The following is a 19,358-nucleotide window of genomic DNA, read 5'->3' on the forward strand; positions in this document are numbered from 1 at the left end:
CGCCATTGCTATCCGCTTCTCGCCTGTCGCGCCTTCACCTGCGCGCGCCGGGCATGGAGAACCGGTTCGGTATAGCCGGAGGGCTGATCAGCGCCGTGGAGAGCGAGGTCGAGTGCGGCCTGGAAGGCAACAGACTGGAAGTTCTCCGACATGGGCCGATAGAGAGGGTCTCCCTCGTTCTGCTTGTCGACGACCGCCGCCATGCGCTCGAAGACCGAGGTCACCTCGTCCTTGGAGACGAGCCCATGCCGCAGCCAGTTGGCGACCGCTTGCGAAGAGATGCGGCAGGTCGCCCGGTCTTCCATCAGCGCCACGTTGTTGATGTCGGGCACCTTTGAGCAGCCCACTCCCTGCTGCACCCAGCGCACGACATAGCCGAGGATGCCCTGGGCGTTATTCTCGAGCTCGCGCACGATCTCCTCGCGCGACAGTGCGAAGGGCTCGAGCACCGGCATCGAGAAGAGTTCAGCAAGCGGCGGCAGTGGTTCGCCACGGCGGACCTTCTGTGCCTCGAACACGTCGACCATGTGATAGTGCAGCGCATGGAGCGTCGCCGCGGTCGGCGAGGGCACCCAGGCTGTGTTGGCGCCCGACTGCGGATGCGCGACCTTGGCCTCCAGCATCGCGGCCATGTCCTCGGGCCGCGCCCACATGCCCTTGCCGATCTGCGCCCGGCCGGAAAAGCCGGTCGCAAGGCCGATCAGGACGTTGCGGTCCTCGTACGCCTGCAGCCAGCGCGCCGCCTTGATGTCATCCTTGCGCAGCACTGCGCCCGCTTCCATCGAAGTGTGGATCTCGTCACCGGTGCGGTCCAGAAAACCGGTGTTGATGAAAAAGACGCGCTGGCGGGCCTCGAAGATCGCGGCCTTGAGGTTGGCGGAGGTGCGCCGCTCCTCGTCCATGATGCCGATCTTGATGGTCAGCGGTTGCAGGCCCAGCATCTTTTCAACCGAGGCGAAGATATCGCAGGCAAAAGCGACCTCCTCGGGCCCATGCATCTTGGGCTTGACGACGTAGATGGCGCCGGTACGGCTGTTGACCTTGTCGCTCATGGCGCAGAGCGCCGTGACGGCCGCATCCATCAGCCCCTCGCCGATCGGCCTGCCGGCGGTATCGAGCACGGCGTTCGTCGTCATCAGGTGCCCGACATTGCGCACCAGCAGCAGCGCGCGGCCCTTGAGGGTCAGCGGTTTGCCATCGGGATCGGTATAGGTCTTGTCGGCGCGGAGCTTGCGGGAAATAGTCCGCCCGTTCTTCTCGAAAGTCTCCTGGAGCGTGCCGTTCATCAGGCCCAGCCAGTTGCGGTAGACATCGACCTTGTCCTCGGCATCGACCGCCGCAACCGAGTCCTCGCAATCCTGAATGGTGGTCAGCGCACTTTCGACGACGACGTCGGCAAGGCCTGAGGCCTGGCTGATGCCGATGGGGTGGGTCTTGTCGACGACGAGGATGGCGTGCAGCCCGTTGTGCCGCAATACGACCTCGGCACGCTCGCCCTGCTGGCCATAAGCGGCGAAGGCGGACGGGTCCTTCAGCATTGTCGGACCGGCCGCGGTGTCGATGACGAAATTGGCAAGCCCGGCCTGCTCGGCCACCACGTAGGCCGTCGCCTCTCTATGACTGCCTTTAGCGAGTGGAAAGGCGAGATCAAGGAATTCGGCCGCCTTGTCGATCACTGCCTGGCCGCGCGTGGCATTGTAGGACGAGCCCGGTGCAAGCTCTCCCTCACGGCTGATGGCGTCGGTGCCGTAATAGGCGTCGTAAAGGCTGCCCCAACGTGCATTGGCGGCGTTCAGCGCGTAGCGGGCGTTGGAGACCGGCACCACGAGCTGGGGGCCGCAGAGGGAGGTGATCTCCGGGTCGAGCCCCGTCGTTTCGATCTCGAAATCGGCCGGCTCATCGACGAGATAGCCGATCTCGCGCAGGAAGGTTTCATAGCCGACAGGGTCGCCGGCGATGGCGCCGTGGGCCCGATGCCAGTCGTCGATGCGGCCTTGCAATTCGTCGCGCTTGGCCAGCAGCCGCGTGTTGGTCACACTATGCTCACCGACAAGTCCGGCAAAGCCTGACCAGAACCGTTCGGCGAAAACACCGGTGCCGGGGAGCGCTTCGTTCTCGATGAAATCTACCAGGAGCGGATGAACCTTGAGACCGGATTTTTCCTGGTAGTCGCTCATGGTCGCATCCTTCCGTCGTACTCGCGGGTACGCGTTCTAAGTCACCGCCGCTGGCCTGCCAACCCTAGAGAACGGATTTGGCCCTTGCGCCTGCGACATAGGCTTCGGCAACGCTCCGATCGTCTCCTAGGGTCTGGAGGAGGAATAATTCCTCAGCGAGGGTTTCGACAGTCGACATTCGTAGGGCCATGGCGGGCGTCGCACGCGCATCGAGCACGACGAGGTCGGCGGAGGCACCCGGCATGATCGATCCGATAGTGCCTTCGAGCAAGAGCGCCCTCGCGTTGCCGAGGGTCGTCATGTAGAACGCATTGAGCGGCGTCAGCCTCTGGCCGCGCAGCTGCAGCACCTTGTAAGCCTCGTCCAGCGTGCGCAGCATCGAATAGCTCGTCCCCCCGCCAATGTCGGTCGCAACACCTATTCGCACCCCGCATTGTCTCAGACGCTGATGGTCGAAAAGGCCGCTGCCGAGGAAGAGATTGGAGGTGGGACAGAAGACCGCCACCGCCCCGGTCTCCCCCATGAGCTTGGCCTCGCGGTGGCTCAGATGAATGGCATGCCCCATCAAGCTCCTGGGGCTGAGGAGGCCGTAATCCTCGTAGATGCCCGCATAGTCCTTGGCCTGTGGATAGAGCTCCATGGCATAGGTCACCTCGGCGGCATTTTCCGAGAGGTGGGTCTGCATGTAGCAGTCCGGGTGCTCGCCGACGAGCGCGCGTGTGGCCTCCATCTGCTCGGGCGTCGAGGTCAGCGCGAATCGCGGCGAGATGGCATAAAGACCCCTGCCCCGTCCGTGCCAGCGCGCGATGAGCGCCGTGGTGTCGTCGTAGCCCGATTGCGCCGTATCGAGTAGCGGCTCGGGCGCATTGCGGTCCATCATCACCTTGCCGCCGATCATCAGCATGTTGCGCTTTTCGGCTTCGGCGAAATAGGCATCGACCGATTGCGGGTGCACCGAGCAATAGGCGACAGCGGTGGTCGTGCCGTGGCGGATGAGTTCGTCGTAGAAGGCGGAAACGACGTGGTCGGCGTGCCCTTGCTCGGCGAACTTCTGTTCGGCAACGAAGGTATAGGTATTGAGCCACTCGAGCAGCGAGCCGGCGTACGAGGCAATCATCTGGCTCTGCACATAGTGCAGGTGCGTGTCGATGAAACCGGGCATGATGAGGTGCGGCCGGTGGTCGAATATCTCGGCGCCGGCGGCGAGCGCCGGCGAATAATCGGTGAGCTCGACCACCTTGCCGTCTTCTATGACGACCGCGCCGTCCTCCAGATACCGGTAGCTTTCGGTATCCTCGAGACCCTGCGGCTCGTCGAGGAAGGTCAGCACGCGCCCGCGCAGGATCGTGCGGCTCATCGGCCCGAGCCCTCGCGGTACCACTCGACGAGGATCGCGCGTTCCTCGTCGGTCATCTCGGTCACGTTTCCCGGCGGCATGGCGTGGCTCCAGCCGGCCTGGATGACGACCTCATGCGCGGAGTTGGCAATGGCGATATCATTGTCGAGGATGACGTTCTTGGGCGCTTGGTGGATGCCGGGCCAGACAGGCTCAGCCGTATGACACATGGAGCAGCGGGTCTGGACCGTCATGCTGGCAGCTGCGAAATGCTCGGCCTCGAGAAACGGGCCGGCGCCATGAGATGCCACCTCCGCCGCTGAACCGTTGATCTTGGGGCCGGTCGAAAGCCAGGCGATCACCAGCATGAGGACCACGGCCGCCGCCCAGGTCCAGTGCGGGTTACCCTTGCGCGCATGCCTGGTGTTGAAATAGTGCCGGATGACGACGCCGACGAGGAAGATCAGCGAGGCGATGATCCAGTTCCACTGCGTGGCGAAGGCCAGCGGATAGTGGCTGGAGAGCATGAAGAAGACGACGGGCAGCGTCAGGTAGTTGTTGTGCAGCGAACGCTGCTTGGCGATCTTGCCGTATTTGGCGTCCGGCACGCGCCCGGCCTTGAGGTCCGCCACCACGATTTTCTGGTTCGGAATGATGATCATGAACACGTTGGCGCTCATGATCGTAGCGGTGAAAGCGCCCATGTGGAGGAGCGCCGCGCGGCCGGTGAACACCTGCGTATAGGCCCAGGCCATTGCAGTCAGCAGCACGAACAGCACCAGCATCAGCCCGTTCTGGCTCTCCCCGATCGGAGACTTACAGAGCGTATCGTAGATGATGAAGCCGACGGCGATCGAAGCCAAGGAGATGAGGATTGCGCCCCACTGCGGGACGTCGAGGACGTTGCGATCGATGAGGTAGATGTCGGCCCCGACATAGTAGACGATGACGAGGAGCGAGAAGCCGGACAGCCAGGTGGCATAGCTCTCCCACTTGAACCAGGTCAGGTGCTCGGGCAGGAACTCCGGCGCCACCAGGTATTTCTGAATATGATAAAAGCCCCCTCCATGCACCTGCCACTCCTCGCCATGGGCGAGCGGCGGCAGGCTCGAGGTTTTCCTCAACCCCAGGTCCAGCGAGATGAAATAGAAGGACGAGCCGATCCAGGCGATGGCCGTGACCACATGCAGCCAGCGCGCCGCAAAGCTCAGCCATTCCCAAAAGATTGCGAAGTCGCCCATTCTCGTTTCCCTGTTTCGGAGCCTTGACGTGCCACAAGCACGGTGGGCTTCCCTCCCCCTAGAGGGGAGGGATTGAGGGTAGGGGTGGTTCAGCTGGCCGCCGATGGACCCCCTCCCCCGACCCCTCCCCTCAAGGGGGAAGGGAGCCCCAGCCCAGGTGGTCAGCATGAAAAGAGGCGGGACAAGCCCGCCTCTCCCGATTTCCCACGGGCGCTAGTTACGCCGGCGGAATGACGCCCTCCACATACCAGTCCATGGTGAGCAGTTGCTCGTCGGTCATGGTCTCACCCGCCGCAACGCGCTCGGCACCGGTGTGGTCGTTGATCGGGCCGGTGAAGATGTGGAGCGAGCCGTCGATTTGCCCGTTCTTGACCGCCTCGGCCGCCGCGACGACGTCCTCGGGAATCTTCTCGTTGTAGGCCCCGATCTGCACCTCGCCCTCCTTGAGGCCAGGCCAACGGTCCCCGCTTGTCCAGGTGCCGTCGATCACCGCCTGCGCGGCTTCGACATAGTGCGGTCCCCAATTGTCGATGATGGAGGTCAATTGCGCGTTGGGCGCGAAAGCGCTCATGTCCGCGCCCTGGCCGAAGCCGCCGACGATCCCCCGTTCCTCGGCCACCTGCAGCGCCGCCGGCCCGTCGGTGTGCTGAGCGATGATGTCGATACCCTGGTCGACCATGGCGCGGGCCGCGTCCGCTTCGCGAGCCGGATCGTTCCAGGTCGAGATGTAGACGGGCGTCATCGTGAAATCGGGATTGACTTTGCGGGCGGCGAGCGCGAACGCATTGATGCCCATCACCACCTCGGGGATCGGGAACGAGCCGATATAGCCACCTTTGCCGGTCTTCGACATGTGCCCCGCGATGGTCCCGCACACCGCCCGACCTTCGTAGAAGCGGGCGTTGTAGGTGGCGACATTGTCCGAGCGCTGGTAGCCGGTCGCGTGCTCGAACTTCACGTCCGGGAACTGCTGGGCGACTTTGAGGACATAGTCGCCATAGCCGAAGCTGGTCGCAAAGATCAGTTTGTGACCCGACTGGGCCAGTTCTCGCAGTACGCGCTCGCTGTCCGGCCCTTCCGGCACATTCTCGACATAGGTGGTTTCGACAGCATCCCCGAGCTGCTCCTCGAGATAGATTCTGCCTTGGTTGTGCGCGTAGTTCCAGCCATTGTCGTTGATGGTCCCGATATACATGAACCCGACCTTCAAAGGACCATCCTGCGCCAGCGCGCGGCCGCCGACCAGCGGCAGGGCCGCCGCGGCCCCGCCCAGGACAAGGACGTTGCGGCGATTGAACTTCATCATGTTTCTCTCCTGATTTGATCTTTTTCAGTCATTAGGGAAGGCGTTGTCCGCTCTCCTAATTGGTTGCGAGGAACGGCTTGCCGAGGCAAGCGGGCGCGCTCGTGCTGCCCGCCCGCCGCAGCGAGATCAGCACCAGGACAACGACGGTGGCGATATAGGGCATCGCCGCCCACAGTTCGGCGGGAACCGCCGAGAGCGGACCGCCGCCGGCCTTGGAATAGAGCTCGACGGTCATGACCAGCCCGAAGAGATAGGCGCCGGCCAGCAGCCGGAACGGGCGCCACGAGGCAAAGACGACGAGGGCAACCGCGATCCATCCGCGTCCGGCCGTCATCCGCTCGGCCCATTGCGGGGTAAGAAGCAGCGGGAACGCCGCGCCGGCGATCCCCGCCATCGCTCCGCCGAAAGCAACCGCCGCGTAGCGGATGCTAATGACCGAATAGCCGATGGAATGGGCCGAAAGGTCGTTCTCGCCGACGGCGCGCAGGATCAGGCCGGGACGCGTACGCTTGAGGAACCACCAGACGACAAAGACCATGATGAGCGAGAAATAGACCAGCGGCGAGTGGCCGAAGACGAGGCGCCAGACCGGATGTCCGGCGAGCTCTGCCGGAAAGACCGAGCGGAAGATGCCGACCGGCCGGGCAGAATACTCCTGCCCGGCGAGCGCCGAAAAGCCGGTACCGAAAATGGTCAGCGCCAGGCCTGTCGCCACCTGGTTAGCCGAAAGGCTGAGGGTCAGGAAAGCGAAGATCATCGAGGACAATAGGCCGGCCACCGCCGCTGCGAACACCGCGAGCCACGGATTGCCGGTCGTGAACATGACGATGAAACCGGTGACCGCACCGATCAGCATCATCCCCTCGACCCCGAGATTGAGGACACCCGCCTTCTCGACGACCAGTTCCCCGAGCGCGGCGATGAGGATCGGCGTCGAGGCGCCGATAACCGTGATGACGACGGCGATGAGGAGATCGGTGCTCATGCCCGCGCCTCCGCGCTCTGGTGCACCACGCGTTTAACTCGATAGCGCACGAGGATGTCTCCGGCGAGGAGGAAGAAGAGCATCATCGCCTGGAAGATGCCGGCAGCCGCGGCCGGCAGGCCAATGGTCGTCTGGGCGAGTTCACCGCCGACGAAGGTGATGGCGAGCACGATCGCGGCGAAGATGACACCCAGCGGATCGAGCCGACCAAGGAAGGCGACGATAATGGCAGTAAAGCCGTAGCCGGTTGGAAAGCCGGGCACGAGCCGCTGGAAGGGCCCGGCGACCTCCAGCATGCCGGCAAGCCCCGCGAGCCCGCCGCTGACGAGAAACGCAAGCCAGATGGTGCGGTTCTCGCTGAACCCGCCATAGCGGGCAGCGTGCGGGGCCGCGCCCACTACCCGGATCTGGAAGCCGAACAGCGAGCGGGTCATGACGAACCAGACAAGGAGCGCAACGACAATGGCGATCGGCACCCCGAGATGGACGATGGTGCCGGGAATGATCGTCGGCAGGCGCGCCGCTTCCGAAAAGATCCGCGTTTGTGGAAAGCCCATGCCCATTGGGTCCTTCCAGGGCGCGCGTACGAGGTAATAAATGAGCTGCACCGAGGCGTAGGTCAGCATCAGGCTGGTCAGGATCTCGTTGACCCCGAGCCTGGTGCGCAGCACCGCCGGGATCGCCGCATAGGCCGCGCCGCCGGCGATACCGGCAATGGCCATCAGCGGCAGCACCCACCAGCCCGTGACGCCATAGGTGGTGAGTGCAACCCCGGTCGCGAAGACGCCGCCCATGACGTACTGCCCCTCGGCGCCGATATTCCACACGTTAGCGCGGTAGGCGACCGCGAGCCCCACACCGATGATGATGAGCGGTGCCGCCTTGATGCCGAGGTCCTGCCATTTGTAGGAGTTGGTGAGCGGGGTGAGAAAGATCTCCCTCACCGCTCCCATGCCGTCATAGCCGATGAGCGAAAAGATCGCCCCCCCGATGAGCATGGTCAGCACTACCGCCGCCACGGGTGTCAGATAGAGCATGGCCTGGCTCGGCCGCGGGCGCTTCTCAAGCTTGAACTGCAACGCCGCCTCCGGCTTCGATGCTGACCTGTTCGGGCGTGCCGTGCACCCCGCCCATCAAGAGGCCGAGCTCCTCGATCGAGGCCTCGCCGACCTCGAGCGTGCGACTGAGCCGCCCCTCATTGATGACGGCGAGCGTGTCGCAAAGCGTCAGAAGCTCGTCGAGGTCCTGGCTGATGACGACGATGGCCGAGCCTGCGGCGGCAAGGTCGACCAGCGCCTGATGGATGGCGGCGGCCGCGCCGGCATCGACCCCCCAGGTCGGCTGGCAGACGACCAGCACCGACGGGCGCTGCAGGATCTCCCGGCCCATGATGAACTTCTGCAGGTTTCCACCCGAGAGGGAACTCGCCATCGACAGCGGTCCCAGCGCCTTGACGGCGAATTCGGCGATGACGCGGCCCGTATAGGTTCGCGCCGCGCCTGAATCGATGAGGCCGCCAACGACCATTTTCAGCCTGTCGCGGGCGGTGAGCACGCTGTTGTCGGCAAGGGTGAAGTCGCCGACGGCAGCATGGCCGTTGCGCTCTTCAGGAACAGCGCAAAGTCCGAGCTTACGCCGTCCGGTGGTGTCGAGGAGCCCGAGCGGGTGCCCCTCGAGGGTGATCGCCTGGCTGTTCTCGCCGAGCACCTCGCCCGAGAGCGCATCGAGCAGCGCATTCTGCCCGTTGCCGGCAACCCCTGCGATGCCGAAGATCTCACCCGCCCTGACGCTGAAACCGACGTCTTCGACGGCGATACCGAACTCATCCTCCGCCTTGGTCGACAAACCGCTGACGATGAGTTTGGGCTCGCCGAACGTGCGGTTGGGATCCTTCTTGATGTCTTTGAGGCTCGCCCCGATCATCCTCTCGGCCATCGAGCGCGAGGTCTCCTGCTTCGGATCGCAGGTGGCGACGACCTTGCCACCTCGCAGTATGGTGGCCGTATCGCAGAGCGCCTTGATCTCGTGCAGTTTGTGGGAAATGTAGAGGATCGAGCAGCCTTGGGCGGCGACCTGCCGCAAGGTCTTGAACAGCGCCTCGACCTCCTGTGGGGTCAAGACCGATGTCGGCTCGTCCATGATGAGGAGCTTGGGATTGAGGAGCAGCGCGCGCACGATCTCGATACGCTGACGCTCGCCGACCGAGAGGGTGGCAACGATCCGACGCGGATCGAGGTTCAGGCCATAGGCAATCATGACCTCGCGGATGCGCGCCTCGAGGTCGCGCGATCGGATCGAAGCGTCCATGCCGAGCGCGATGTTCTCCAGCACCGTCAGCGCCTCGAAGAGCGAGAAGTGCTGGAACACCATGCCGATGCCGAGCTTGCGCGCCTGCTTGGGATTGGCGATCTCGACCCGCTCGCCATCAAAGGCGATCTCGCCGGCATCGGGAGCCATGATGCCGTAGATCATCTTGACCAGTGTCGACTTGCCCGCCCCGTTTTCGCCGAGCAGCGCGTGGATGTCGCCGGGCCGCACCGAAAAGGTGACACGATCGTTGGCGAGGACGCCGGGGAACTGCTTGGTGATGCCCGAAAGCTGCAACCGGAAAGGCAGGTTAGCGTCCATCGACGGCTCCCGATTCGATCGTGGCCGGCCGGCTTGCACCAGAAACTTCCCGTCGCCCAATGTGGACCATTATTTCGGCTGCCGCCAGAGCCGCAATGACTTCCGGCCGCTTATCCCCAATCCCCATCTGCCCGATGGGCAGGGTAAGCCGATCGAGCGCCGGGAGATCGCCGCCTTCGGAAAGGAACCACTTGGCAAAGCGCGCCCGCTTCGTCCTCGATCCGACCATGCCGACATAGGGCGCATCAGTCCGATTCAACGCTTCCGCGGCGATGAGGAAATCGAGCGCGTGGTCGTGGGTGAGGATCACATAGGCACTGCCGCGGGGCGCCGAGCGCACCACTGCTTCGGGCATGGCCGAAGCATGTGTCGAGACGTTCTCGGGCAGGTCGCTCAGTTCCTCGCGGCGGGTGTCGACAACATGCGTCTTGACCGGCAGCAGGGCGAGGCACCGCGCAAGCGCGCGTCCGACATGGCCCGCGCCGAAGACGTAGACATGCGGCCGCTCCGCTTCCTCCGCCGCGAGCCGCGCCGAGAGTTCCCGCGCCAGGTCCGGCGTCACGTGCCGAAGGCTCACCCCGACCCTGCCGCCGCAGCACTGGCCGATCTCGGGCCCGAGCGGCACGTCCATCACCTCGCTGGCGCGGCGTGCAGCGATAAGCCGCCGTGCATGGGCAATGACCAGGTATTCGAGCGCTCCGCCCCCTATGGTGCCAAAAATCGATTCTGCGCCGACGAGCATAAACGTGCCCTGCGCGCGTGGGCTCGACCCGCGGACAGTGGTCAGTTCGGCGACGATGGCGACGGGCTCGCGGGAAAGAAACGTGGCGACGTCCGGCACCAGACGGGTCATCAGTCTTTCACCTCCCGGCGCATCCGCTCGACCCCCATAAGCACACGCTCGGGCGTCAGCGGCGTATCGAGCCGGGGCGCGACCCGGTAGTCGGCGACCGAGGCGACGGCCATCGACAGCGCCTCGACCACAGAGATCGCCAGCATCAGCGGCGGCTCACCCACCGCCTTGGAGCGGCCGATGGTCGGCTCGCGATTGACCGACCATTCGGCAATCCTGACGTTGAAGACCGGCGGCACATCCGAGGCTAGCGGAATCTTGTAGGTCGATGGCGCATGGGTGCGCAATTGCCCCTTCTCGTCCCAGACGAGTTCCTCGGTCGTCAGCCACCCCATGCCCTGAATGAAGCCGCCCTCGATCTGGCCGAGGTCGACGGCCGCATTGAGCGACTTGCCGACGTCATGGAGGATATCGACCCGATCAACCGCGTACTCGCCCGTCAGCGTGTCGATGGTGACCTCGGAAACCGAGGCGCTGTAGGCGAAGTAATAGAAGGGATGACCGCGGCCGGTTGCACGGTCCCAGTGGATCTTGGGCGTCCTGTAGAAGCCGGCGGCCGAGAGCTGCACGCGGGCCAGGTATGCCGAGGCGATGAGCGATTTCCACGGCACGAATTCATCGCCCGCCATCAAACCGCCAGGCACCCACTCGCACGCGGCCTCTTCGCACTGATAGACCTGCGCTGCGTGAGTCATCAGCCGCTCCTTGATCTGCCGCGCGGCATCCCATGCGGCCATGCCGTTGAGGTCCGATCCCGACGAGGCGGCAGTAGCCGAGGTATTGGGCACTTTGCCGGTCGTGGTGGCGTTGATCTTGACGTCGGCGAGGCCAACGCCGAAGGCATCCGCCAAGACCTGCGCCACCTTGATGTAGAGCCCCTGCCCCATCTCGGTGCCGCCATGGGAGAGATGGACGGAGCCGTCGCGATAGACGTGCACCAGCGCGCCCGCCTGGTTGTACCAGGTCGCGGTGAAGGAGATGCCGAACTTGACCGGGGTGAGCGCGATGCCTTTGCGCAGCACCGCGTTCTGCCGGTTGAACGCCAGCACCTGCTGCCGCCGTGCCTGATAGTCGGAGCTTGCTTCCAGCTCCTCGACGAGGCGGTGGATGATATTGTCCTCGACCACCTGATGGTAAGGCGTGACGTTGTTGTCCTCGACACCGTAGAAATTTGCCTTGCGGATATCGAGCGGGTCCTTGCCCAAGGCATAGGCGATATCCTCGACCCAGCGCTCGCAAGCCATCATCCCCTGCGGTCCACCAAAGCCACGGAAGGCGGTGTTGGAGACGGTATTGGTATAAAGCGGCTCGGAGCGGGCCCGGACGGCTGGATACCAATAGGCGTTGTCGCAGTGGAACAGCGCCCGGTCGGTCACCGGACCGGTCAGGTCCGATGAATAACCGCCATTGCCGCCATAGACCGCATCGACCGCGAGGATCCGGCCGGCATCGTCGAAGCCGACCTCGTAGTCGACGACAAAATCGTGCCGCTTGCCGGTTGCGCTCATATCGTCGTCCCGATCGGGACGGATCTTGACGGCCCGGCCCCACGTCTTGGCCGCGAGCGCCGCGACCGCCGCGAAGAGGTTGCCCTGCGTTTCCTTGCCGCCGAACCCGCCGCCCATCCGCCGCACGTTGACCGTGACAGCATGCTGGTTGATGCCGAGCACTTGGGCGACCATCAATTGCACTTCGCTCGGGTGCTGAGTGGAGGAGAAGACGACGACATCCTCGTCCTCACCGGGGACAGCAAGGGCGATCTGCCCTTCAAGGTAGAAATGGTCCTGCCCGCCAATCCTGATCGCACCCTTGATGCGCTTCGGCGCGGTAGCGAGCCCGGCAGCGACATCACCGCGCTCGAGCTTCAAAGGCTCGGTGACGAGCCGGCCGCCCGCCGCCTGCGCGGCGCGGACATCGGGGATGAACGGCAGGTCGCGGTATTCGACCCTCACCTTCTGCGCGGCACGACGCGCCGCCTCACGGGTTTCGCCGATCACCGCGAACATCGGCTGACCGAAGAACTGCACGAGCTTGTCGGCAAAGACCGGTTCGTCATGCTTGTGCGAAGGGCTGACGTCGTTCTCGCCGGGGACGTCGGCGCTGGTCAGCACCCCGACGACACCGGGGGCGGCGAGAACATCGGCAAAGTCGATGGAGAGGATCTCCGCATGGGCGCGGGTTGAAAGTCCGAGATAGGCGTGGAGTGTGCCGGCCGGCTCGACAATATCGTCGATGTATTCGGCCGTGCCCGCCACATGTTTTGGACCGCTGTCATGGCGGGTCGCGGTATGGAGTTTGGTGGCGGTGATCGGGGTCTGCTTGTTCATCACGCGACCTCGCGCGTCAGCCGCGCGGCTTCACCCTGCGTCTCGAGGTAAAACCGGCGTAAGAGGTTCTGCGCGGCAAGCAGGCGGTATTGCGCCGAGGCGCGCATGTCGGTGATCGGAGTGAAGTCCTCGGCAAAGGCCGCGGCAGCCGCATCGATCGTCTCTGTGGTCCAGGGCTGTCCGACGAGCGCCGCTTCCACGGCCCTCGCCCGCTTGGGTATCACCGCCATGCCACCGAAGGCGATGCGCGCCATGCCGACCTGGCCGGCATCGTTGATGAAGACGCGGAAAGCCCCGCAGAGCGCCGAGATATCCTCGTCGCGCCGCTTGGTGAGCTTGTAGACGGCAAACCGTTCGCCCGCCGGCAGGTCGGGTATGGTGACGCTCTCGACAAACTCGCCCGGCTGCCGGTCCTGCTTGCCGTAGGCGAGAAAATAGTCCTCGAGCTTGATCTCGCGCCGATGCTCGCCTTTGCGCAGCATCAGCCTGGCGCCGAGCGCAATGAAGGGCGGCGGTGTGTCGCCGATGGGCGAGCCATTGGCGATGTTGCCGCCGATCGTACCCATGTTGCGCACCTGCTCGCCGGCGAACCGGTTCATCAGCTCGGCCATCTGCGGGAAATGCTCGGTGAGCACCGGCGCCGCCTGCGTATAGGTGACGCCGGCATAGAAGCGCACCTCCCCGTCATTCTCGGCGACGCGCTGCAGCTCGGGAATGTTGCCGATGAAGATCACCGGGCCGATCTCGCGCATGAACTTGGTGACCCAAAGGCCGACATCGGTCGAACCGGCAACCACCGTCGCCTCCGGCTCGGCCTCGTAGACCGCGGCGAAGTCGTCGAGGTTTGCGGGAACGATGAACCGGTCGTGCCCCTCCCCGATCTCGACGCGCCTGCCGTCCCGCAGGGCCGCGAGGCGGTTCCGGACCATGGTGCGATGGGCGTAAAGCGGGTCCGCTTCCACGGATCCGTAGCTCGCAACGGCCTTGGCCGCGCGGATGATCGGCGCATAACCGGTGCAGCGGCAGAGATTGCCCTGCAGTGCCGTCTCGATGTTCGCCCGCGACGGGTTGGCCTCGCGCATCCACAGGCCGTAGAGCGACATGACGATGCCCGGCGTGCAGAACCCGCACTGCGAGCCGTGGTGATCGACCATCGCCTGCTGCACGGGATTGAGCGCCCCACCCTTGGTGAGATGCTCGACGGTGACCACATGGCAGCCGTCGAGGCTGGCAACGAACCGGATACAGGCCGTGACCGACTCGTAGACCAGCTCGCCGTCGACGAGACGGCCGACGAGCACGGTGCAGGCCCCGCAATCGCCCTCGGCGCAACCTTCCTTGCTGCCCCGCAGGCGCCTGTCGAGCCGCAGGAAATCAAGCAGCGTCTGCGTCGGCGCCACCTCGGTCAGGGTGACCTCCTCTTCGTTGAGGAGGAAACGGATGGCGTTGCGGGTTTCGACCATCGTCAGCTCCCCCGATAGGTCGAATAGCCGAACGGGCTGACCAGCAGCGGCACGTGATAGTGCGCGTCCTCGCTGATGGTGAAGCGGATCGGCACCACGTCGAGGAACGGCGTTTCGAGCTCGAGCCCGAGCCGCGAGAAATACTGCCCCACGTGAAAGTGCAGCTCGAACTCGCCCTGCTGGAACTGGTCATCGGCGAGCAGCGACTGGTCGAGCCGCCCGTCCGCATTCGTATAGCTTTCCATCAGGTGATGCGTGTGGTCGCCATGGATGAAGAGAAGATCGATCCGCATGCCGCGCGCCGGCTTTCCGTGCGCGGTGTCCAGAACATGGGTCGTCAGGCGACCGGAACCCGCCATAAGCTGCTACCTTAAAATTGCCCCGAACTCCGACACTAACGCAAATGGAGCGTGTTCCAAGAGGGGCAACAACGATTTTTTACCAACTGGTCCAATTTCTGCGGGCTTGCGCGCCGCGGGCGGGCGATTAGACTTCGCCAAACCCTTGAGCGAGTTGACCAATGCGCTATCCCCGCGACATGTTGGGCTACGGCCCCAATCCCCCAACCGCCAACTGGCCGGGGGGCGCGAACGTCGCAGTGCAGTTCGTCCTCAACTACGAAGAGGGCGGGGAGAATAATGTCCTGCACGGCGACGGGCAGTCGGAGGCATTTCTCGCTGACGTCATCGGGGCCGCGCCCTGGCCCGGCCAGCGCCACTGGAACATCGAGTCGATGTACGAGTATGGCGCACGTGCCGGTTTCTGGCGGCTCCACCGGCTTTTCATGCAAAACCACATTCCGGTGACCATCTACGGCGTCGCCACCGCCCTGATCCGCGCACCGGCCCAGGTCGAGGCCATGCTCGAGGCCGGTTGGGAAATCGCCAGCCATGGCTACAAATGGGTCGAGCACAAGGACATGCCGCCCGACGTCGAGCGCGAGCAGATCCGCGAGGCAATCCGCCTCCATACGCTCGCGACCGGCAGCCGCCCGCTCGGCTGGTATACCGGCCGCTGCTCACTGAACACCGTCGACCTCGTCTCCGAAGAAGGCGGCTTTGCCTACATCTCGGACACCTATGACGACGACCTGCCTTATTGGCGCGTCCATGACGGACGCCCGCAGCTCATCGTCCCCTATACGCTTTCAGCCAACGACATGCGGTTCGTGACCGCCTCCGGCTTCAGCAACGGCGAGGAGTATTTCCAATTCCTCAAGGACAGCTTCGACTGCCTCTATGCGGAAGGAGAGGCCGGCAGCCCGAAGATGATGTCGATCGGCCTCCACTGCCGGCTGGTCGGTCAGCCTGGCCGTTTGCAGGGCCTGAAAAGATTCGTCGACTACATCAAGGGGTTCGACAAGGTCTGGACGCCGACGCGGCTGGAAATCGCCCGCCACTGGGCGAGCGAGCACCCCTATGAGGCGCCGGACCTCGTCCCCTCGCAAATGACCCGCGATGCGTTCGTCCACCGCTTCGGCTCGATCTTCGAGCACTCCGCTTGGATCGCCGAACGCGCCTTCGATGGGGAGCTGGGACCAGCCAACGACACGGCGCTCGGCCTGCACTTCGCCTTGAAGATGCAGTTCCGTGCTGCGAGCGAGGGGGAGCGCCTCGGCGTTCTGACCGCCCATCCGGACCTTGCGGGCAAACTCGCGGCCGCCAGGCGTCTGACGGCGGCTTCGAGCGAAGAACAGGCCTCGGCCGGACTCGATGCGCTGACCGACGGGGACCGGGAAACGTTCACCCGGCTCAATACGGCCTATACGGCAAAGTTCGGCTTCCCGTTCATCATCGCGGTCAAGGACAACACCAAGGCCTCGATCCTTGCCGCTTTCGAGCAACGGCTGAACAACTCGCGCGAGCAGGAGTTCGCTACGGCCTGCGCCCAGGTCGAACGGATCGCGCGTCTGCGCCTCGAGTCGCTTTTAGCCTAACCGTCCTCGCTTATCGTCGTATCGCCGGCGTCCGCGCCGGCGATGCCCGTCTCGAAGAGCGAGAACAGCAGGGCGAGGATCGCCAGCCAGGGCAGGTTGTGCTGCACCCAACCATGGGCGGTGTCGCCATGAAAAGTGAATGCTTCCATGGGCGACACTTTAACTGAGGAAAGTTGAGAATCCGGTAACGCTAACGCCGCGTTACCTTAATGGTCTCACCATGCCTCCGGCTCGCGCACCAGATGGACGATGCCGGCCGGATTGAAGAACCAGCCGCCACGGAATCCCTCGCCCAGCGGCTCGATGGCATCGTTGCGCGTGATGCCTGTTGCTGTGAGCTCGACAGCCGCCTGTTCAAAATCCGGCGTAAACAGCTCCAGCCACACCTCGGCCTGCGAGAGTGTTCCCACCTCATCGACCCACAGGCGATTGGGGCCGTAGATAAACCCAATATGAGGATGCTTTTCGGTGAACGTCTCGAGGCCGAGCGTATCGCGGTAGAACGCCACGGTCTCCTGGTACTGATGGGTCGGCACCTTCATGGCGATATTGATGCCGCCATAGATATCCCTAGGCATTTGCGTACTCCGATGTCGCAGCGCTATTTGTAGAACCCCTCACGCAACTTGATGCCGTGCTCGAGATAGACCTTCAGAGCGCAGAGCATGCCGGTCCAACCCTCGCAATTGCCGAACGACGCCTTGAGCGCAGCGGGGGTCTCGCGCCAGCCCTCCTCGGTGATCGCAACCAGCGTTCGACCGTCCTCGATCGGCGTGAACGTCATGGTGACCGTCGTCTTGTAGCCGGCCGGCTGCGCCATTTCGGGACTGTCGCCCTCGGCTGCATCCCAGCGCAGGACGATGCGCCTGTCCTTTTCGACCTCGACCACCTCGACGGGAAACGCGCCGGGGAAATCATGGAAGTCCCAGGTCACCGTCGCGCCCGTCTCGAGCCGGCCTTTGGCCCCGCCGGTGGTGAAATAGCCTGACAGCTGCTTGGGGTCGACCACCGCCTCGAATACCTCGCCGACGGGCTTGGCAATGCGGCCTGAAACCGTGAATTCGTAAGCCATCTGGTCCTCCTTTACGCTTGACCGCAACCACGATATGTTATAAAAATATAACATGTCAAGTGACGAATCGAACGACAAGGTTTTCAAGGCTTTAGGCAACGGCTTGCGTCGCCGCATGCTGGATGCACTCAAGGACAATCCGCAGACGACCGGAGCGCTCGCCGAGCGGTTTTCCGAGATCGACCGCTGCACCGTGATGCAGCACTTAAAGGTCTTGGAGGAAGCTGACCTCATCCTCGTCGAGCGGCGCGGACGCGAGCGCTGGAACCACCTCAACCCCCTGCCTATCCACGACATCCACGAGCGCTGGATCGGCCCCTATGCCGCCTATGCGGTGGAGAAGCTGGCCGATCTCAAATCGCGGCTTGAGCCTTGAAGGCAGGGGTTGCGGGCACCTCAACCGGAGGCTATCCGGGAGAACCATTTTCTCGCGGAGTATCCGACGGTGCAGACCCTTCACATCGCCAATAAGAACTATTCGTCCTGGTCGCTGCGTCCGTGGGTGCTGATGAAGGTGCTGGGTATCGCCTTCGAGGAGGTCCTGCATCCGTTCTCCCCCGGATCCAACTACGAGACCTTCCGCGCCTTCTCGCCGACCGGCAAGGTGCCCTGCCTCGTCGACGGCGACATCGCCGTCTGGGAATCCCTCGCCATCGTTGAATACCTTGCCGAGAGCCACCCCGCCGTCTGGCCGGCCGACAAGGCGGCACGCGCCTTCGCCCGCGCGGTGAGCGCCGAAATGCATGGCGGATTCTCGACCCTGCGCAACATCTGCACGATGAACTGCGGCCTGCGCGTCGCGCTCAACGAGATCACCCCGGCACTGAAGAGCGACATCGATCGCATCGATGCCATCTGGAGCGAGGGACTGTCGCGCTTCGGCGGCCCGTTCCTGGCCGGCGACAGCTTCACCGCTGCCGATGCCTTCTTTGCGCCGGTTGCCTTCCGGGTAAAGACCTACGGCCTCGAGCTCAGCGCTGCAGCCGCCGCCTATGGTGAACGCCTGCGCGCGCTGCCGGCGATGATCGAATGGTATGAGGCCGGCGTTGCCGAAACCTGGCGCGAACCCGGCCATGAGGCCGAGGCACAGGCGGCCGGCACCATCACAGCGGATTTGCGCGCCACCGCATAGCGCCGGACAAGGCGCACATTTTCACTTTCCGGAAAACCCTCTAGTGTCGAGCCAGTTTTCTCGCGGGTCGAAAGTGTCCATGTCACCATCCTACGCATCCCCGGTCGCGGGCCTCCCTTCGCAGATGGCCCTCCATACCGGCCGTGCCGTCTTCACCGAGGCCTATGCTCTGATTCCGCGCGGCGTAATGCGCGACATCGTGACCTCCACCCTGCCGCATTGGCGTGACACGCGCCTCTGGGTCATCGCGCGCCCCCTCTCCGGCTTTGCCGAAACCTTCTCCCAATACGTGGTGGAAGTCCTGCCCGGCGGCGGAAGCGAGCAGCCGGAAGCCAACACGCAAGCCGAAGGCATTCTCTTCGTGGTGGAAGGCGAGATCGAGCTGACCATCGGGAGCGATCGGCACCGGCTTGAAGCCGGCGGCTACGCTTTCCTGCCCCCCGGTTCCCAGTGGACGCTCACCAACACATCCGCCGCCCCTGCGCGATTCCACTGGGTGCGCAAGCGCTACGAGCCCGTGGAGGGCATCGATGTGCCGTCCGCCTTCGTCACCAACGAGCAGGACGAACCGATCCGCTGGATGCCGGATACAGGTGATACCTGGGGGACCACCCGCTTCGTCGACCCCGACGACGTGCGCCACGACATGCACGTCAACATCGTCACGCTTGCACCCGGCGCCGTCATCCCGTTCGAGGAAACCCACGTCATGGAGCATGGCCTCTATGTGCTCGAAGGCAAGGCCGTCTACCGGCTCAATCGCGACTGGGTGGAGGTCGAGGCGGGCGACTTCATGTGGCTGCGCGCCTTCTGCCCCCAGGCGTGCTATGCGGGACCGGAGCGTTTCCGGTATCTGCTCTACAAGGACGTGAACCGTCACGCCAAGCTCCCGTTCTAAAGCC

The 19,358-nt window shown here is 64.1% G+C and carries 18 protein-coding genes; 4 read left to right on the forward strand and 14 right to left on the reverse strand.

What is annotated here, in order from left to right; all coding sequences use genetic code 11:
• Positions 1 to 8: 8 nt before the first annotated feature.
• The 11 genes from QQK18_RS14585 to uraH all read right to left on the reverse strand — a co-directional run bounded on the left by QQK18_RS14585 (position 9) and on the right by uraH (position 14,675).
• Entirely contained in the window at positions 9 to 2,177 is a 2,169-nt protein-coding gene (locus QQK18_RS14585; protein ID WP_284341084.1) for a malate synthase G, read from the reverse strand.
• Positions 2,178 to 2,241: 64 nt separating this feature from the next.
• Positions 2,242 to 3,534, reverse strand: coding sequence for a guanine deaminase (gene guaD / locus QQK18_RS14590; protein WP_284341085.1), 1,293 nt, complete (start codon positions 3,532 to 3,534; stop codon positions 2,242 to 2,244).
• Positions 3,531 to 4,754 carry a urate hydroxylase PuuD gene (locus QQK18_RS14595; RefSeq protein ID WP_284341086.1) on the reverse strand — a complete coding sequence of 408 codons (1,224 nt, stop codon included), beginning with the start codon at positions 4,752 to 4,754 and terminating at the stop codon, positions 3,531 to 3,533. Before QQK18_RS14595 ends, guaD begins: the two co-directional genes overlap by 4 nt.
• A 217-nt stretch (positions 4,755 to 4,971) precedes the next feature.
• Positions 4,972 to 6,060: a BMP family ABC transporter substrate-binding protein gene (locus QQK18_RS14600; RefSeq protein WP_284341087.1), complete on the reverse strand. Its 1,089-nt coding sequence runs from the start codon at positions 6,058 to 6,060 to the stop codon at positions 4,972 to 4,974.
• 55 nt (positions 6,061 to 6,115) lie between these two features.
• Positions 6,116 to 7,045: an ABC transporter permease gene (locus QQK18_RS14605; protein WP_284341088.1), complete on the reverse strand. Its 930-nt coding sequence runs from the start codon at positions 7,043 to 7,045 to the stop codon at positions 6,116 to 6,118.
• Positions 7,042 to 8,124: an ABC transporter permease gene (locus tag QQK18_RS14610; RefSeq protein WP_284341089.1), complete on the reverse strand. Its 1,083-nt coding sequence runs from the start codon at positions 8,122 to 8,124 to the stop codon at positions 7,042 to 7,044. Before QQK18_RS14610 ends, QQK18_RS14605 begins: the two co-directional genes overlap by 4 nt.
• The gene (locus QQK18_RS14615) at positions 8,108 to 9,673 is read right to left on the reverse strand and encodes an ABC transporter ATP-binding protein (RefSeq protein ID WP_284341090.1); all 1,566 of its coding nucleotides are present in this window, start codon (positions 9,671 to 9,673) and stop codon (positions 8,108 to 8,110) included. Before QQK18_RS14615 ends, QQK18_RS14610 begins: the two co-directional genes overlap by 17 nt.
• Positions 9,663 to 10,526 (reverse strand): xanthine dehydrogenase accessory protein XdhC, encoded by an 864-nt coding sequence (gene xdhC, locus QQK18_RS14620; protein ID WP_284341091.1) that lies wholly within the window; start codon positions 10,524 to 10,526, stop codon positions 9,663 to 9,665. The genes QQK18_RS14615 and xdhC overlap by 11 nt, the downstream gene beginning before the upstream one ends.
• On the reverse strand, positions 10,526 to 12,853 hold the full coding sequence (gene xdhB, locus QQK18_RS14625) for a xanthine dehydrogenase molybdopterin binding subunit (RefSeq protein ID WP_284341092.1): 2,328 nt from the start codon (positions 12,851 to 12,853) through the stop codon (positions 10,526 to 10,528). The genes xdhC and xdhB overlap by 1 nt, the downstream gene beginning before the upstream one ends.
• Positions 12,853 to 14,316, reverse strand: coding sequence for a xanthine dehydrogenase small subunit (gene xdhA, locus QQK18_RS14630; protein WP_284341093.1), 1,464 nt, complete (start codon positions 14,314 to 14,316; stop codon positions 12,853 to 12,855). The genes xdhB and xdhA overlap by 1 nt, the downstream gene beginning before the upstream one ends.
• Before the next feature lie 2 nt (positions 14,317 to 14,318).
• Positions 14,319 to 14,675, reverse strand: a complete 357-nt coding sequence (gene uraH, locus QQK18_RS14635; RefSeq protein ID WP_284341094.1) for a hydroxyisourate hydrolase — start codon at positions 14,673 to 14,675, stop codon at positions 14,319 to 14,321.
• Positions 14,676 to 14,836: 161 nt separating this feature from the next.
• On the opposite strand from uraH, the gene puuE reads away from it, so the two are divergent.
• Complete coding sequence (puuE, locus tag QQK18_RS14640) at positions 14,837 to 16,252, forward strand: allantoinase PuuE (RefSeq protein ID WP_284341095.1); 1,416 nt, start codon at positions 14,837 to 14,839, stop codon at positions 16,250 to 16,252.
• Here the strand turns inward: puuE and QQK18_RS14645 are convergent.
• The 3 genes from QQK18_RS14645 to QQK18_RS14655 form a co-directional block, all read right to left on the reverse strand.
• Entirely contained in the window at positions 16,249 to 16,401 is a 153-nt protein-coding gene (locus tag QQK18_RS14645; RefSeq protein ID WP_284341096.1) for a hypothetical protein, read from the reverse strand. The genes puuE and QQK18_RS14645 overlap by 4 nt on opposite strands.
• Before the next feature lie 66 nt (positions 16,402 to 16,467).
• Positions 16,468 to 16,830, reverse strand: a complete 363-nt coding sequence (locus QQK18_RS14650; protein WP_284341097.1) for a VOC family protein — start codon at positions 16,828 to 16,830, stop codon at positions 16,468 to 16,470.
• 23 nt (positions 16,831 to 16,853) lie between these two features.
• Complete coding sequence (locus tag QQK18_RS14655; protein WP_284341098.1) at positions 16,854 to 17,324, reverse strand: SRPBCC family protein; 471 nt, start codon at positions 17,322 to 17,324, stop codon at positions 16,854 to 16,856.
• Between the two features lie 52 nt (positions 17,325 to 17,376).
• Here QQK18_RS14655 and QQK18_RS14660 point away from each other — a divergent pair, with 52 nt between their 5' ends.
• From QQK18_RS14660 to QQK18_RS14670, 3 genes are all read left to right on the forward strand, one after another.
• Positions 17,377 to 17,700 (forward strand): ArsR/SmtB family transcription factor, encoded by a 324-nt coding sequence (locus tag QQK18_RS14660; RefSeq protein WP_284341099.1) that lies wholly within the window; start codon positions 17,377 to 17,379, stop codon positions 17,698 to 17,700.
• Between the two features lie 69 nt (positions 17,701 to 17,769).
• The gene (locus QQK18_RS14665; protein ID WP_284341100.1) at positions 17,770 to 18,456 is read left to right on the forward strand and encodes a glutathione S-transferase family protein; all 687 of its coding nucleotides are present in this window, start codon (positions 17,770 to 17,772) and stop codon (positions 18,454 to 18,456) included.
• Between the two features lie 79 nt (positions 18,457 to 18,535).
• The gene (locus QQK18_RS14670; protein ID WP_284341101.1) at positions 18,536 to 19,354 is read left to right on the forward strand and encodes a bifunctional allantoicase/(S)-ureidoglycine aminohydrolase; all 819 of its coding nucleotides are present in this window, start codon (positions 18,536 to 18,538) and stop codon (positions 19,352 to 19,354) included.
• The last annotated feature ends 4 nt before the right edge of the window (positions 19,355 to 19,358 follow it).

The sequence above is a fragment of the Devosia nitrariae genome, from assembly GCF_030160115.1.
GTDB lineage: Bacteria > Pseudomonadota > Alphaproteobacteria > Rhizobiales > Devosiaceae > Devosia > Devosia nitrariae.